Source organism: Salipaludibacillus daqingensis, assembly GCF_029891575.1.
In the GTDB taxonomy this organism is placed as follows: Bacteria; Bacillota; Bacilli; order Bacillales; family Salisediminibacteriaceae; genus Salipaludibacillus; species Salipaludibacillus daqingensis.
The window spans coordinates 56,746-72,403 of the sequence record NZ_JARZHF010000012.1 but is presented as its reverse complement, the minus strand read 5'-3'; the positions used below and the strand labels follow the sequence as shown (position 1 = coordinate 72,403).

Below are 15,658 nucleotides of genomic sequence, written 5' to 3'. Positions count from 1 at the left end.
ATTTACCCTTCTCCATCCGTTTGTCCTTTTCGGTGTTGTTTGCGCGTTCGTTGTGTCCCTTTCATCGGTTTCGGTTGACCGGAATCCGCGTTTCCTCCTTTTGGATTAGCACGTCGTTGACTTTTATACGTGTTTTTTTCGATGTCTTCCACCCCCTCATTTTCAAAATCTGTTTTCAATTGTTAGCATACTCTTGAAGCGATAAACCATACTATTAAGGAAGTGTTCATTATAGTATCCGTATCCACATAATGGGTACCGGTTACGATAATCGTTTTAGAAGGGGGATGTGGAGATGCCTTATCAGAAAAACAAACGTCAAGCGTTTGAAAATGCGCAGCAAGCTTATAGTCAATTGCAAGATGCGTTTCATCAAATGGATCCATACTCGCCGGAGTTTGGTCATCAAGTGAAGTTGGCAGAAGAAGAAATAAATGAAGCGAATCAAATTATTAACAAGGCGTATACAGTAGCTTCAGAGCACCAAAAAGAACAATTAGAATTATTTTCAAGGGAGATTGCTCAACGAAAACAGGAAATCATGGATTAGAAAATTCGGGACTCGGCATAAGTTATGCTGAGTCTTTTTGAGTGTAACAGAAGTCCTTTTTCAAAAAAATAGAATTAATGTACAAAATGACGTTTGTTATTCCAGAAAACGAGAAACGGTTAAAGTGGAATGAATTTAGTAATACGCAAGCAGTAAATATGTCATTCAATCATAGAAGTGTTATTCTAGTAAAGCGAATATGTGACAAATTTTCGAAAAAAGGTTTTAGACAATTAAGAAAATCTGTTATATGATAGAACATGAAGGAGGGAATACATATGTCAAATGAAAACAAAGCATTGTATAACTCAAAGAAAACCTTTGACGTTAATGGTGAAACTTATCACTATTTTGATCTGAAGGCGATTGAAGAGGCCGGAGTTGGAACCGTTACCAACCTTCCTTACTCAATTCGAGTCCTTTTAGAATCATTGTTACGTCAACATGATGGAAGAGTTATTAAAGAAGAGCACGTGGAAAACTTAGCGAAGTGGGGAACAGATCAAGTAAAAAATATTGATGTTCCATTTAAGCCGTCGCGCGTCATTTTACAAGACTTCACAGGAGTTCCATCCGTTGTGGATTTAGCTTCGCTTCGAAAAGCGATGGCAGATCTCGGTGGAGACCCGAAAGAGATTAATCCAGCCATTCCAGTTGATCTTGTTGTCGATCACTCGGTCCAAGTGGATGAATTTGGTGGGGCAAATTCTCTTATGAATAATATGAAATTGGAATTCCAACGAAATGAAGAGCGTTACAAGTTTTTAAGCTGGGCTCAAAAATCATTGGATAATTACCGAGCAGTACCACCAGCTACGGGGATTGTTCACCAAGTAAACTTGGAGTATTTGGCCAATGTAGTACAACAAGGTGAAAATGAGCAAGGAGAAAAAGTTGCTTTTCCTGATTCACTAGTAGGAACAGATTCTCATACAACCATGATCAACGGACTTGGTGTCCTAGGTTGGGGTGTAGGTGGAATTGAAGCCGAAGCAGGTATGTTGAAGCAACCATCTTATTTCCCTGTCCCAGAAGTCATTGGTGTTAATTTAAAAGGTGCGATGCCAGAAGGTGCAACTGCAACTGACTTGGCGTTGAAAGTAACACAAGCACTACGTAAGAAAAATGTTGTTGGGAAGTTTGTTGAGTTCTTCGGAACAGGACTTGCTGATATGACATTAGCCGACCGTGCAACAATTTCTAACATGGCACCTGAATATGGGGCAACAGTTGGTTTCTTCCCAGTAGATGATGAAACTTTGAACTATTTACGTTTCACAGGTCGAAGCGAAGAATTAGTGAAATTAGTTGAAACGTACACGAAAGCAAATGGAATGTTCTATACACCTGGAGAAAACGATCCAGAATTCACAGATGTTGTAGAAATTGACTTAACAGTCATTGAACCGAACTTGTCTGGACCTAAACGTCCGCAAGATTTAATTCCATTATCAGAAATGAAAAAAGAGTGGGGGAAAGCAATTTCTGCTCCAGTGGGAAGTTCTGGATTCGGTTTGTCACCAGAAGAAATTGGCAAAGAGGCAAAAGTGACGCATTCAAATGGGGAAACGTCTACTCTAAAAACAGGTTCAGTTGCCATTGCTGCGATTACAAGTTGTACAAATACGTCTAATCCTCACGTTATGCTTGGAGCTGGGTTACTCGCTAAGAAAGCTGTTGAAAAAGGCTTGAATGTTCCTGCTTATGTAAAAACAAGTTTAGCACCAGGTTCGAAAGTAGTAACTGGTTATTTACAGAATGCAGGTTTAATGTCTTATCTTGACAAGCTAGGATTTAACCTTGTTGGATATGGTTGTACAACCTGTATCGGTAATAGTGGACCACTTCCAGAAGAAATTGAAAAAGGTATTGCTGATGAAGACTTAACTGTTTCGTCTGTTTTAAGTGGTAACCGTAACTTTGAAGGACGTATTCATCCTTTAGTGAAAGCTAACTATTTAGCATCGCCACCACTTGTAGTTGCATATGCGTTAGCTGGTACAGTAGATATTGACCTATATAATGAAGCTCTTGGTCAAGATCAAGATGGTAATGATGTCTTTTTCAAAGACATTTGGCCTTCAAACGCAGAGATTGATGCTGTCATGAAGCACGCTGTCGATCCAAAACTATTCAAAAAAGAGTATGAGCGTGTGTTTGATGATAATGCGGAATGGAATGCATTGGAAACATCTGATGGAGATCTGTATCAATTTGATTCAGAGTCTACGTATATTCAAAATCCACCATTCTTTGAGAACCTTTCTCCTGAGCCTGAGGATGTAAAAGAACTTAATGAATTACGTGCAGTTGGTAAATTCGGTGATTCCGTAACAACTGACCATATTTCACCGGCTGGTTCTATTGCTAAAAATAGTCCTGCAGGGAAATTCTTGATGGATAAAGGTATAAAACCTGCAGAATTTAACTCGTACGGTTCTCGCCGAGGAAATCACGAAGTTATGATGCGCGGTACGTTTGCAAACATTCGTATCAAAAATCAACTTGCACCTGGAACAGAAGGCGGTTATACAACGTTCTGGCCAACTGGTGAAGTCATGGCGATTTATGATGCATGTATGAAATACAAAGAAACAGATACAGGATTGGTCGTTCTTGCTGGTGACGATTACGGAATGGGAAGTTCTCGTGACTGGGCAGCAAAAGGAACAACGTTACTTGGAATTAAGACAGTTATTGCGGCAAGCTTCGAACGTATTCACCGTAGTAACTTAGTGCTTATGGGTGTCCTACCACTTCAATTCAAAAAAGGTGAAAATGCCGATACTCTTGGATTGACTGGTAAAGAGCACTTTGATGTTAAAGTGACAAATGACATTCAACCTCGTGATCATGTTGAAGTGATTGCTAAGGATCCTGAAACTGGTAAAGAAACTAAATTTGAAGTGTTAGCTCGTTTTGACAGTGAAGTTGAAATTGACTATTACCGACATGGCGGTATCTTACCAATGGTTCTTCGTAATACGTTAGCAAAAAAATAGATAAATAATTTTTCAGCACTTGCGATTTTCGCAGGTGCTGTTTTTGTTTTATTAATGGTGATAGATAAGGAGGAGACTGTGTTTTGTAACCGTATGTTTATTCTCGAGAAAGTTTAGCGAGCTTGTGCCCAAGTTGGAGAAATATACTGTGGATCTGTCACAAGAGAAGGCATCATGTGACCGTTGCGAGTTGATTTTGGTGAAAGACGGTCACAAGCGTATATTTCCTCTTTTCTCTTTTAACCTATATTCACAAACTCGAAAAGCTATAAAAATATAAACAAAACAACTATCCTTGCCTTTGCACTCTTGTATAGATTTATCAGAAAATCACATACTATGATTTAGATATAACCGCATGAAGTGAGGGATAGGCGTGTTCGACTTTTGGCAAGGAGCAGAGGATTTACCGATATATGGATTTCTCATTCGAGCTTCCATTGTTTACATCTATGTTTTTTTACTGATTAAAATATTAGGACAACGTTCCATGACAGCAGTAAACCCGATCGATTTTCTATTTGGCGTAATTATAGGGGATGTTGTGGGAGAGCCTTTAGCTGATGGAGAGACACCTTTAGGAGGACCATTAGCTGCTGCATCACTGATTGGAGGTACTCATTTAGGTTTATCTTATGTTGCTCTAAAATTACCTCGTTTTAGGAGAGTTATTGAAGATGAACCTCTTGTGTTAATGGAAAAAGGGAAAATTCTTCACAATGAAATGGCAAAAGCAAAAGTAACGGTAGAAGCATTGTTAATGGACCTACGACTGAATAGCTCGATTGATTTAAATGAAGTGGATTATGCGGTGTTGGAAGCTAACGGACAAATTAGTGTAATCAAAAAATCGCAGTTCGATTCATTAACACCTAGTGATATGAATAAAGTGGCATCAGATAAAGGTTATCCTACTGTCCTCGTACAAGATGGTCGTTACATTGATGCTAATATTAAAAAAGTCACGACAAGAAGTTGGGTAGATAGCCAAATTAGGAAACAAAATATTAGAGATGTGAATGATGTATTTTTAATGACCTTAGATAATTCAGGTGGCGTCTACATTAGTGAAAAATAGAATGCATTTCTTCAATAAGTATAAAATATTTACAATATGGATGATAATGGTATAAGTAGTGCAATGAAAGAGCAAATAAAAAGGAGGTATACCATGAGGAAAAAATTAAAACAAAGATACGAAGATCTATATAAGCAAAATATAACTTCATTAATGAAGGATGAAAAAGAGATTGAAAAAATCGAACAACGAATTGATAAAAAACATATGGATCGATTAGGTAGTTGATAACGATAGTAAAGGGGGTGTTAAAAAGTGGGAGGAAATCGAAATTACAATAAGCAATTCAGGCCTGATTTTCCAGGGACACAGCCTGTGGCAAGCGATGCAAACAAGGGGAAGAAAATGAATACAAAGGGCTCTGCTAAACCAGATTATGTTCCTGATAAAGGAAAATAAAAGCCTATTCTAACCAAGGAGCAGAAATTTCTGTTCCTTTTTTAGTTGGTATAGATCTCCAGAAAAAAAGATTTATTATCGATTTAGAGAATTTTTGAGGATTTAAAGCTTGTCAAAATCACATGAGCGTATGATAATGAAACAACGGGAGCAGGAAGTAACCATTGTTAGGAGTGCAACTATTGGGGAATAAAAAAAGCAAAAAAAATGTTTTTAAATTTCCAACATCGTTGGTTATTTTTATGTTCATTTTATATATGAGCGTGTTATTTTACGTTACTTTTTTCGCTTGGAACTATGGCTCATCATTTGGACCGGTTGGACCAGGGGGAAGAAATTATAATTTAGATCCTTTTTTAAGCATTTACCGAATCGCTGTTTACAGTGAAGACTTGGTCGATCCTATTCGGATATTAGTTGGCAATGTCGTGTTATTTATTCCGTTTGGTCTATTATTTTCGCTATTAATAGAACGTCTTCGTCGAAAAGTGAAACCGACGAGCATTATATTGACCGTGTTTGTGTCGATCTTATTGTCTTCATTTATAGAACTGAATCAGTATCTATACACATTTAGAGTGGCGAATATTGATGATGTTATTTTAAATACAACAGGTGGCCTCATCGGAGCTATTCTTTATCGGATATTAAGGTTTTTAAAAGCTTTTTAATCTTATCAAACTAGTGAAACGTTAGAATAAGGGACTTCCAAGTTCGGCTTGTCATGTATCTAGCCGAATCCTTGAAAGTCCCTTTTTTAATGCTCTTATGAGCGGGGTGTTTTGGCAACGATGGTTTTTTGTTCAATATTCTTTAACCAAAGCTTGTATCCGCTATAAACAATCGTAAGAAAAACAGCATAAATGACAATCATATAAATTAATTCAATCGGATCGGTTACAATGGTATGACCAACAAAAGCAAACAACGTCATCGCGGGTATTTTTCCTAATCCTGAACCAAGCGCATAAATCATAAATCGAACGCGACTTAGTGCAGCATAAGCATTGATAATAATAGACGGGATAACAGGAATCATTCTCAAAATCGTAATAGACATGAATGCGTTTTGTTCAAAAAGCAGTGTAAGTTTTTTCGTTGCGGCATACTTTAAATGAACTTTCGTGCCTAACTTATGGAATCCCCCATAACGAATAAGGGAGAAAAAAATGATTGATGCAACTGTGGATCCTGTCCAAATGATAACAGCACCATAAGCGGGACCATAAGCGGCACCAATGACACTTCCGACTAATGGGTAAGGGATGACAGGGAAAAGCGACATGAGTGTTGCGATGACCGTCACTAGAAACCATTGATCTTGATCGTTGTTTTGAACCCAATGTAATAATGATTCATGATAAAATATAAGACCTATAACAACAAGAACACTTCCTAAAAGAACGAAACCTTTGCGGTACATAGATTTTTTCTCCTTTGATATCGTGGCAATAGGATTAGTATACAGGAAGTGATGCCATTCTGTCAGCTGAGGAGAATGGTACTAAAAGTAGAAAAAAATGCTGAAGTAAGGTATATTTCGAGTAACGAAGAAAAAGGAGATTATATTTATGAAAAAGTTACTAACAACAAAACCGTGGCTAATCTATGTCATGCTTGCTTTAGCCACAAGTAGCTGGGGAAGTGCATTTATAGCAGGTAATTTTGCCACACAAGATTTAAGCCCAATTACTGTTGCCTTTTTCCGTTTCTTTTTTGCGGCTATTTTATTAATTCCAATTATGTTAGTGATGGATAAAGGTGGAAGGCGCCCAAAAGGAAAAGAGTGGATTCTCGTTAGCATTCTTGGACTTACGGGTATTGCTCTTTACAATATCGCTTTTTTTGTTGCTACAAGAGACGCACCAATTGTGAAAAGCTCCCTTTTTATTGCATCAAATCCAGTGTTGATCGTTGTTTTATCGGGTATATTTCTTAAAGAAGTCATTACGAAACGAAATATTATTGGTTTGATATTAGCTTTAACAGGAGCAACAATTATTATAACTGAAGGAAACTTTCGTCAACTATTCGAATCAGGTTTAGCACCCATTGATCTTGTCTTATTACTTGCAGTCATTTGCTGGGCGTTGTATAGTGTGGTTGGTAAAATTGCCTTGCAAAAATTCGGCTCAATTACGACAACTACATACGCAGTGGTGATTGGAACCCTTATGCTTATGCCATTTGTGTTTTTCGAAACAAGTGTCATAGAACTTCAACAGGCAAGTTTGTTAACGTGGGGATCGATTCTTCACATGAGTGTTATCGTCTCGGTCGTTAGTTTCATTATGTATTATCAAGGAATAAAAATGATAGGTGCAGCTAAAGCGTCGATATTCATAAATTTAATGCCATTGTCAGCTGTTCTTTTGGCAACGCTCTTATTAGGTGAGCAGTTATTATTTGTACATATCTTAGGCGCATTTTTTGTCTTGACAGGTGTTACGTATGGCACGTGGAAAGCGCGAGTAAAAGAGCAACCAAATCAAAAGGTTAGTGATGTGTCTCTTCGAGAAATGAGGTGAACAAAATGAAAGAGTCAAAGTTAAATGAAGATGAGCGATTAGATAAAATCAAGAGTTGGAAAAAAACTCGCTATGATCAACTGAAAGAAGGAGAAATTGTTCGAATGATGGATGTTTTGGATTCATCCGAAAAGAACAATGACCAGTTTGGAGAACTTCAAGCGATGGCAGCCGTTGCAAGGTTTCACAGAAAAAAAGAGTGGGATCGTCGCATCGATGATTGGCTGACGAGAGCGATGAACGTTTCATCATCTGACTATATTTCAAAAGTGGTTGTTTATATTGCTCTTGAAACAATGAATGAGTCTTGGTTTCAAGAAGACTTTCCTAAAATTCGTGAAACGGATCATAGCCAAGGAAAGAAAAAAAAGATTGATCAGATGCTTATGATGCTACAAAAAGGCAAAGGATGGCAACAAGAGCTCCAAGCGAGAAAGATTCAAATCAACGAGGCAATTGGTCTACGAGAGGATGATGAAGCAAGATTTTTAACGAAAGGTCTAGATTTAATAAACGACATCGGTCAAGAAATAGATGAGTTAGTAGAGGCTGCAACTCATTATCGGAAAACGATTAGTGGCATTTACTCATCGAAAGATAAAAAGCAGTTGATGGAAGAAAAGACGAAGCAATTACAGCATCAATTGGATAAATGGGAAATATGGAGAGAAACAATCGGAACTGAATCGGAAAGCGACGCACTTGATGAATTGAACACGATGGTTGGTCTAGATGAAGTGAAAAATAAAGTCGAAACGTATTTTTATTATTTACAGTATCAACGAGAACGGCAACGTCAAGGTTATCACTTTGAAAGTGAACGTAATTTAAATATGATTTTGACTGGGAACCCTGGAACAGGAAAAACAACGATTGTTCGCTTACTTGCGAGAATATACCATCAATTAGGGGCTCTACCTCGAGAAAATGTTGTAGAAGTAGATCGCTCTCACCTTGTTGGAGCGTATGTTGGACAAACAGAAGAAAAAACAATGAATGTTATTCAAGAAGCAGTTGGTGGAGTTTTATTTATTGATGAAGCGTATAGCTTGAGACGAGAAGGAGCGAGTGGTTCAGATTATGGGCAGACAGCTATTGATACATTAGTATCTGCGATGACAAGCGGAGAGTATGCCGGAAAATTTTCTGTTGTTTTGGCTGGATACACAGAAGAAATGAGGACTTTTTTATGGAGTAATCCTGGTCTAAGGAGTCGGTTCCCTGAGACAAACCATATTCATTTACCTGATTTTTCGATGGATGAACTAGTGGAAATAGCTGAACATGTAGCGTTAGATAACGATTATTCTTTAACGGATGAAGCCATAAAACAACTGAGAAAGAAAATACATAAAGAAAGGATCGACGAAAGTTTTGGAAATGCTCGTACAGTAAAAAATCTCGTTCTAGAAGCGATCTTTCAAAAAGGAGCGAAAGCCGCCCAAGAGAAAGACTACTCAAAAAATAGCTTAACCGTGTTGGATGAAAACGCATTTATGATGAATGATCAGAAAAGTGAAGACGAAAGTCAAGCGGGCGAAGAAAAGCTTAATCACTTAATTGGACTTAAAAACGTAAAAGAAGAAGTTAGACAACTCTCTTCCTTTGTCAAAATTCAAAAACAACGAGAGAAGAATGGTTTGCCTTCTATTCCAATTCAGCTTCATGCAGTGTTTTCAGGACCACCTGGGACTGGTAAAACAACGGTCGCCCACATTTATAGTCAAATTTTATATGAACTTGATTTACTTAAACGAGGTCACGTTGTTATTACAGGGAGAAGTGACCTGGTGGCAGGGTATGTAGGGCAAACGGCGATCAAAACAAAGCAGAAAATCCGTGAAGCTTTAGGTGGAGTTTTGTTTATTGACGAAGCGTATTCTTTGTTAAGTAAAGGAGAACAAGATTTTGGCCGTGAAGCAATTGATACGTTAGTAGAAGAGATGACAAAACATGAAGAGAATCTGGTCGTGATTTTAGCCGGATACTCCGACTTAATAAATTCGTTGCTTGAAAGTAATCCTGGGTTATCTTCTAGGTTTAAAAAATCGATTGTATTTCCGCATTATTCCGTTTCTGAGCTCATGGAAATTATCAACCTTTACGTGAATGAATTTGGTTACGAAATGGAATCAGACGTGACGAACGCTTTGTTTGAAAAGATTACAAACGATCCACCAGCTGGAAATGCTCGTTCCATGAAAGATATGGTAGAAGAAGCGATTCAAAGGCAAGCATATCGATTAGTATATGAACAAAACCAAGACGACCTTTCTATTTTAACGAAAGAGGACTTTTCGATTTTTGAGGAGGAACGATAAATGCTAGTTGCAACAACTAATGTGGATGTAAGGTATGCAGAAACGGACCAAATGGGCGTTGTTTATCATGCTAATTATTTAGTTTGGTGCGAAATTGGTCGAACGAAAATGATTGAAGAAATTGGATTTAGTTATGCGGATATGGAAAAAACAGGTACATTATCGCCAGTCACTAATGTACAAATGAATTATCATTTTCCTGCTAAATACGGACAATCAGTAACGATTCATACGTGGATTGAAGACTATAATGGTATACGTATTACCTATGGATATGAAATAAAGAATGATGAGGGGAAACGATGTTTAACTGGAACGAGTGAACATGTTTGTGTGGATGCCAAAACATTTCGTCCGATGAAAATTAAAAAACATTTCCCAGCATGGCACGAAGCATATGAAAAGTACAAAAAACAACCTGAAGCGTAGATGTACGAATGTTTTTTTAGCTAAGGAACAAACTAAGAGAGATAATACCTAAAGGAGGCGTTTTCTCTCATGGCGAAAAAAGATAAGCGTTCTAATAACGTGGAACGGTTGCAAACGATGGTTGCTAATACAGAGGAAAATATTGCAGAGGCAAAGTTAACACTAGACGATGATGGGTTAGCGGATGCTGAAAAACAAGCGATTAGACAAAAAAATGATCGTAGAGAAGAAAGCATTGAAGCATTTAAGAATGAAATCGCCGATGAAAAAGGCGATCGGGAAAACGGAAGGTATTAGCAATAGATTGGGCCCAAATGTAAAAACACGACACATTTGGGCTTTTGATTGTTTTGTGAAGAAATCTTAATAGACGTTTATTCATGTGTAAAAAATTATGATAGGGGAAAGTGTGTAATATAACCTCTCAATCTAATGGTTATCCCTTGAATCCACTTAAAATCTATTATTTAATAGAATTGTGAAGGGAGAGCGAGTTATTATGGCTTTTGGTGTGACAAAATCAGAATTATTCCGTTGGAAAGAAAAAGCGAGGCAAGGTAAAGTGTCGTTTTTGACACACTTTTGGTACGACACTCGTTTTCCTCAATATAAAACGGTAACGAAAGCAGCATGTGTTAATCGGGAAACGCTAGTTTTGTGGGGAGAAAAACACGGGTTAAAAGAGAAGTGGATTCATGAAAGAGAAGAATTTCCACATTTTGATCTCATTGGAGACATCGAGAAACAAATATTAGTAAAAGAAGGCTACGAAGAAAAACTACTCCATTTACAAGAAAAAGCACTCTCTAGCGCTAAAAAGGAATAGACGTTTACTTTCCAGTTAGACACGGTAATCAGTTTAGCAAATACATCGAATGTGTCGTATTTCTAGATTTTTAATCATTTGAAAGGAATGATCGTATGTTACAAATGCAACAAGATATTATTGCGACGTTAAAAGTGAAACCAACAATAGATCCAAAAGAAGAAATAAAAGCTAGAGTTGATTTTTTGAAAGCTTACTTGAAAAAATCAGGTATGAAAGGATATGTTCTTGGAATCTCTGGAGGACAGGATTCCTCGTTAGCTGGGAAATTGATCCAACAAGCAATGGAAGAATTAAACGAAGAAGAAAAGACCGATCACTATACATTTATAGCCGTCCGTTTACCACATGGTGTGCAAGCTGATGAAGATGATGCGCAAACAGCGTTGGATTTTATTCGTCCATACAAACAGGTGACAATCAATATAAAACCAGCGGTGGATGCTTCGTTTGAGCAGTTTAATGAAGCGGTAGGAGAAACAATGAGTGACTTCGTCAAGGGGAACACAAAAGCAAGGGAAAGAATGAAAGCTCAATATGACCTTGGTGCTCATTCTGAATGCTTAGTCGTAGGAACAGACCACGCTGCAGAAGCTGTCACTGGGTTTTTTACAAAACATGGAGACGGAGCATGTGACATTGCACCATTATTTGGCTTAAACAAACGTCAAGGAAAAGCAATATTAAAAGAACTGCAAGCGCCAGCTAAATTATATGAAAAAGTTCCGACGGCAGATCTTGAAGATGACCAACCTTTATTGTCTGATGAAGAGTCTCTAGGGATGACGTATGATCAAATTGACGACTATTTAGAAGGAAAAGACATTCCGAATGATATAAAAGAAAATTTAGAAAGACGATACAAGGCGACAGAACATAAACGCCAGCTTCCAGTCACACGTTATGATCATTGGTGGCAATCATAATGGGGGATCATTTAAAAGCAGATATCCATATGCATTCCACTTGCTCAGACGGTGGATATACTCCTGAACAATTGATGGGAAAGTGTGCAAAAGCAGGATTGTCTATTGTGTCACTTACAGATCATGACACAACTGCTGGTTTGGAGCAGGCTAGCAAAATCGCCGAAAAGCACGAGATGACATTTATCAACGGTATCGAGCTTTCCACACGAACAGAAGGAGTAAGCGTCGATATTTTAGGATACGGGTTTAATATTGACGATCAATCATTACAAAAAACGTTAGCATTTCATCGGGATAAACGAAAAGCTCGCATGGATGAAATGATAGGGAAGTGTCAGGAATATGATCTACACGTTACAATTGACGACGTAAAAAAACAAGTGACAGGGGAAACCTACTCTCGTCCCCATCTTGCTAAAGCACTTATAAGCAAAGGGTATGTGGAGACAGTAAGTGAAGCTTTTGATAAGTTTATTGGCTATGGTAAACCTTGTTACGTATTGAAAGAGGAAGAAATGAAGCCACAAGAGGCCATTTCATTAATTCATCAAGCTGGTGGAGTAGCAATTGTTGCACATCCTGTCTTTTATAACTTAGATGATCACATTTATTCTTGGTTTGAGCAGTACGGATTAGATGGAATCGAAGTTTATCACCGTGATCATCATCCTACTCATGTAGAGCGTTTTAGGAAGCTAGCACAAAAAGTTGAGAATGATCGAAAGGAAAACATTTTTAAAACAGGAGGCTCAGATTTTCATCATGAGTCATTTGGAAGAGTTGGTGAAGAGTTAGGTATCACCAAACTTCCATATCATGAAGCCGAACGTCTTTCTGATTTTGTTTTACAAAAAAATAAAATATAGAACAACATTGTATTTCTTTATCTCGCAATACGAACGTCAGCGTTCTCGATTCATTCGGGGACGCTATCTTTCTTGCATAGAGCAGATGGATATGGATTTTAATCGTTGTTTTATAAACGTGGATAACCGTCAGAAGAAATTGGCTTAATGATTCAACATACTCTAGTGGACCTAAGAAAAGAAAAGCATCTAATTGGATTAGGCGTGTTATAATAATCATAAATGAAATTGAAAAGTTGTTAAAAAGGGGGGCTGTTAATGGACCCGTTAGATGTAATAGAAAATATCTCGCGAGTGTTTCCACAATATCAGCCAATAATGAACTCTGAAGAGTATAAAATTATAGGTTATGAAGTTGTCGGTCGGATTGATTTAAACGGAGAAGTTCATTCGTTAGCTCCGTTTTTTTTAGATCCAACTGTACCTGTTGATTATAAGTGGGAAGTGGATAAAGAAATTCATCGAAAAGCGGTGAAGTATGCTTGCACTTATTCAAATCACCCTCGATTATTTTTTAATATTGATCCAGATACATTGGTTCACCTAGATTGCCTTGAAGAATTAATGGAGAGTTTCGAACGCTATCAGCAAGAGGGATTACTGCGAGATCGTGTTGTATTTGAATTTCGTATGAATGATTATGCCGGCAATATTAATGATTTAAGTCATATGCTACTTTATATGAAAGCGAGTGGCTACCATGTATCATTAGATGATATTCGTACAAACGATACAAATCTAGATCATTTCTCAAAGTTAGAACCTAATGTTATTAAAGTGGATTTATCGGATTTAAAAGAAGGAACGAATCACTCCACGTATAAAGATATTCTTAATGGATTGGCCACGTTTGCGAGAAAAATTGGTGCTACGCTTCACTTTAAAGGGATTGAAAATTCTCATCATTTGCACACAGGCTGGAAGCATGGTGGTCGATATTTACAAGGGGAATACTTATCAGAGGCTGTTGATGGATTTATCGCTTCAAAGGAAGTAAGAGCTATTTTAGTTAAAGAAATCCATTCATTTATTGAAATGGCTCATCGAAAACTAGAAAAGCAAATTACGTTTATTCAATCGATGGATCAAAACATTAATATAATAATAAGAGGAAGACAACTAACGACAGAAACGTTAGCGGAAGTTATCTCAAAAGAAACAGAAAATGTTTCGTTTCGTGTGTACATTTGTGATATGTACGGGTATCAAAAAACGCCTAACTGGGTAAAAACAAATGAAAAAAAATGGATTTCGGATGAGGTAGCTATTGGGAAAAATTGGAGTTGGCGTACATACTTTTTAGCCCAAATCATGCAAATGAAATATCGAAAAATTGGAATGCTGTCTGATAAATATCGTGACATTGAAACCAATGATGTTATTCGAACGTATTCGTATCCAGTTGATGATGAACATTATGTCTTTATTGACTTGGATCCATCCTATTTGTTTGAAAACGACTGGTTACTCTAAAATTTATCTCGAATACTAATAATCATGTTTATTAACAATAATGTTTAAAGTTAAAGTGCTGTTTTACTTATGAAAGGATATCTATTATGAAATCTGTTTGGAAACTTAAAGGGATGTTATTCTTTTTTCATTCCTCCATGACCATTATGATTAGTTATTTACCAGTTTATTTTCAATTTTTAGGTTTATCTGGATCAGAAATTGGACTACTTCTTGCTGTAGGACCAGCAGCGGCAATTATTGCACAACCTTTTTGGGGTTATATGAGTGATCGTTGGAAAACCGTTAAACGCATTTTATTACTTTGTTTATCGAGTGCTTTAGCAATTGGTTTTATCGTCTTTCAAATTAATGAATTTATTTTGTTATTACCGCTACTCTATTTATTTTTCTCTTTTATGTCTCCGGCAGGTGGTTTAGGGGATAGCCTCGCTCAAAAAGTTTCGGTACAAAGAAAAGTTTCCTTTGGTAGTATTCGAATGTGGGGATCGTTAGGTTTTGCATCCGCTTCCTTGATCGGTGGATATATTTTAAGCGCTATTGGAATCGTACATATTTACTATGTATTTGCATTTTTTTTGGTGATAGCTCTTGTTTTTACATACATGGCCCCTGATAGTGAACCTTCGAAAAAGCCTGTGAAATTAATTAATGCCTTTAGGTTGCTAAAAGATAAACGATTATTAATTTTCTTCGTATTAATTTTATCGATTAGTCTGACTCACCGTATGAACGACTCGTTTCTTGGGTTATACATCGTTGAATTAGGTGGAGACGAATCGATTATTGGAATAGCTTGGTTTATCGGCGTTTTCACTGAAGCGACAGTTTTCGCATTTAGCGTGTATTTATTTAGAAAGTTTCACCCTTTAACGTATATTACTATCGCTGCAGCCATTTATGTATTAAGATGGTCGTTTATGTCAGTTGTTCCTGATGCCAATTATGTGTTAATTGTTCAAGTTCTTCATGGTTTGGCGTTTGCGACATTTTATTTAAACGCATTCCAATTTGTCTCAAAACTAGTGCCCGAGGAATTAGAGTCAACGGGGCATTTACTATTTATTTCTGTCTTTTTTGGTGTATCAGGTGTCATTGGTTCCATTCTTGGCGGAATGATCATTAATACCTTTGATGTTCGCAGTCTTTATATTCTAATGTTAGGCATCTCTCTCATTGGTTTATTAAGTTCATTGATATACCGATATTTTTATATTCAAAGAGAAAAAAAGCAAGCAATCGCTTCAAACTAAATTA

At 37.1% G+C, this 15,658-nt stretch carries 17 protein-coding genes; 15 read left to right on the top strand and 2 right to left on the bottom strand.

Annotated features, from left to right (window positions below; genetic code table 11):
• Positions 1 to 2: 2 nt before the first annotated feature.
• A complete protein-coding gene (locus QDN89_RS19865; RefSeq protein ID WP_280771921.1) occupies positions 3 to 179 on the bottom strand; it encodes a small acid-soluble spore protein P in 177 nt (58 codons plus the stop codon).
• Between the two features lie 116 nt (positions 180 to 295).
• Between QDN89_RS19865 and QDN89_RS19860 the strand changes: the two genes are divergently transcribed.
• The 6 genes from QDN89_RS19860 to QDN89_RS19835 all read left to right on the top strand — a co-directional run bounded on the left by QDN89_RS19860 (position 296) and on the right by QDN89_RS19835 (position 5,700).
• Complete coding sequence (locus QDN89_RS19860; RefSeq protein WP_280771920.1) at positions 296 to 550, top strand: hypothetical protein; 255 nt, start codon at positions 296 to 298, stop codon at positions 548 to 550.
• 278 nt (positions 551 to 828) lie between these two features.
• Positions 829 to 3,552 (top strand): aconitate hydratase AcnA, encoded by a 2,724-nt coding sequence (gene acnA / locus QDN89_RS19855; protein WP_280771919.1) that lies wholly within the window; start codon positions 829 to 831, stop codon positions 3,550 to 3,552.
• 376 nt (positions 3,553 to 3,928) lie between these two features.
• The gene (locus QDN89_RS19850; RefSeq protein WP_280771918.1) at positions 3,929 to 4,630 is read left to right on the top strand and encodes a DUF421 domain-containing protein; all 702 of its coding nucleotides are present in this window, start codon (positions 3,929 to 3,931) and stop codon (positions 4,628 to 4,630) included.
• A gap of 93 nt (positions 4,631 to 4,723) precedes the next feature.
• Positions 4,724 to 4,858 (top strand): FbpB family small basic protein, encoded by a 135-nt coding sequence (locus tag QDN89_RS19845; protein ID WP_280771917.1) that lies wholly within the window; start codon positions 4,724 to 4,726, stop codon positions 4,856 to 4,858.
• Between the two features lie 27 nt (positions 4,859 to 4,885).
• Positions 4,886 to 5,029 (top strand): small acid-soluble spore protein N, encoded by a 144-nt coding sequence (gene sspN / locus QDN89_RS19840; protein ID WP_280771916.1) that lies wholly within the window; start codon positions 4,886 to 4,888, stop codon positions 5,027 to 5,029.
• Between the two features lie 182 nt (positions 5,030 to 5,211).
• A complete protein-coding gene (locus QDN89_RS19835; RefSeq protein ID WP_280771915.1) occupies positions 5,212 to 5,700 on the top strand; it encodes a VanZ family protein in 489 nt (162 codons plus the stop codon).
• Between the two features lie 95 nt (positions 5,701 to 5,795).
• On the opposite strand, the gene QDN89_RS19830 is transcribed toward QDN89_RS19835, so the two are convergent.
• Positions 5,796 to 6,452 carry a TVP38/TMEM64 family protein gene (locus tag QDN89_RS19830; protein ID WP_280771914.1) on the bottom strand — a complete coding sequence of 219 codons (657 nt, stop codon included), beginning with the start codon at positions 6,450 to 6,452 and terminating at the stop codon, positions 5,796 to 5,798.
• 148 nt (positions 6,453 to 6,600) lie between these two features.
• Here QDN89_RS19830 and QDN89_RS19825 point away from each other — a divergent pair, with 148 nt between their 5' ends.
• From QDN89_RS19825 to QDN89_RS19785, 9 genes are all read left to right on the top strand, one after another.
• A complete protein-coding gene (locus QDN89_RS19825; protein WP_280771913.1) occupies positions 6,601 to 7,557 on the top strand; it encodes a DMT family transporter in 957 nt (318 codons plus the stop codon).
• Positions 7,558 to 7,562: 5 nt separating this feature from the next.
• On the top strand, positions 7,563 to 9,878 hold the full coding sequence (locus QDN89_RS19820; protein ID WP_280771912.1) for an AAA family ATPase: 2,316 nt from the start codon (positions 7,563 to 7,565) through the stop codon (positions 9,876 to 9,878).
• Positions 9,879 to 10,307, top strand: coding sequence for an acyl-CoA thioesterase (locus tag QDN89_RS19815; RefSeq protein ID WP_280771911.1), 429 nt, complete (start codon positions 9,879 to 9,881; stop codon positions 10,305 to 10,307).
• A 69-nt stretch (positions 10,308 to 10,376) separates the two neighbouring features.
• Positions 10,377 to 10,604, top strand: coding sequence for a small acid-soluble spore protein Tlp (gene tlp, locus QDN89_RS19810; protein ID WP_280771910.1), 228 nt, complete (start codon positions 10,377 to 10,379; stop codon positions 10,602 to 10,604).
• Between the two features lie 202 nt (positions 10,605 to 10,806).
• Positions 10,807 to 11,133, top strand: a complete 327-nt coding sequence (locus QDN89_RS19805; RefSeq protein WP_280771909.1) for a hypothetical protein — start codon at positions 10,807 to 10,809, stop codon at positions 11,131 to 11,133.
• A 104-nt stretch (positions 11,134 to 11,237) separates the two neighbouring features.
• Complete coding sequence (gene nadE, locus QDN89_RS19800; RefSeq protein WP_280772002.1) at positions 11,238 to 12,059, top strand: ammonia-dependent NAD(+) synthetase; 822 nt, start codon at positions 11,238 to 11,240, stop codon at positions 12,057 to 12,059.
• Positions 12,059 to 12,928 (top strand): PHP domain-containing protein, encoded by an 870-nt coding sequence (locus QDN89_RS19795; RefSeq protein ID WP_280771908.1) that lies wholly within the window; start codon positions 12,059 to 12,061, stop codon positions 12,926 to 12,928. The genes nadE and QDN89_RS19795 overlap by 1 nt, the downstream gene beginning before the upstream one ends.
• Positions 12,929 to 13,186: 258 nt before the next feature.
• Complete coding sequence (locus tag QDN89_RS19790) at positions 13,187 to 14,401, top strand: EAL-associated domain-containing protein (RefSeq protein WP_280771907.1); 1,215 nt, start codon at positions 13,187 to 13,189, stop codon at positions 14,399 to 14,401.
• 86 nt (positions 14,402 to 14,487) lie between these two features.
• Complete coding sequence (locus tag QDN89_RS19785; protein ID WP_280771906.1) at positions 14,488 to 15,654, top strand: MFS transporter; 1,167 nt, start codon at positions 14,488 to 14,490, stop codon at positions 15,652 to 15,654.
• The last annotated feature ends 4 nt before the right edge of the window (positions 15,655 to 15,658 follow it).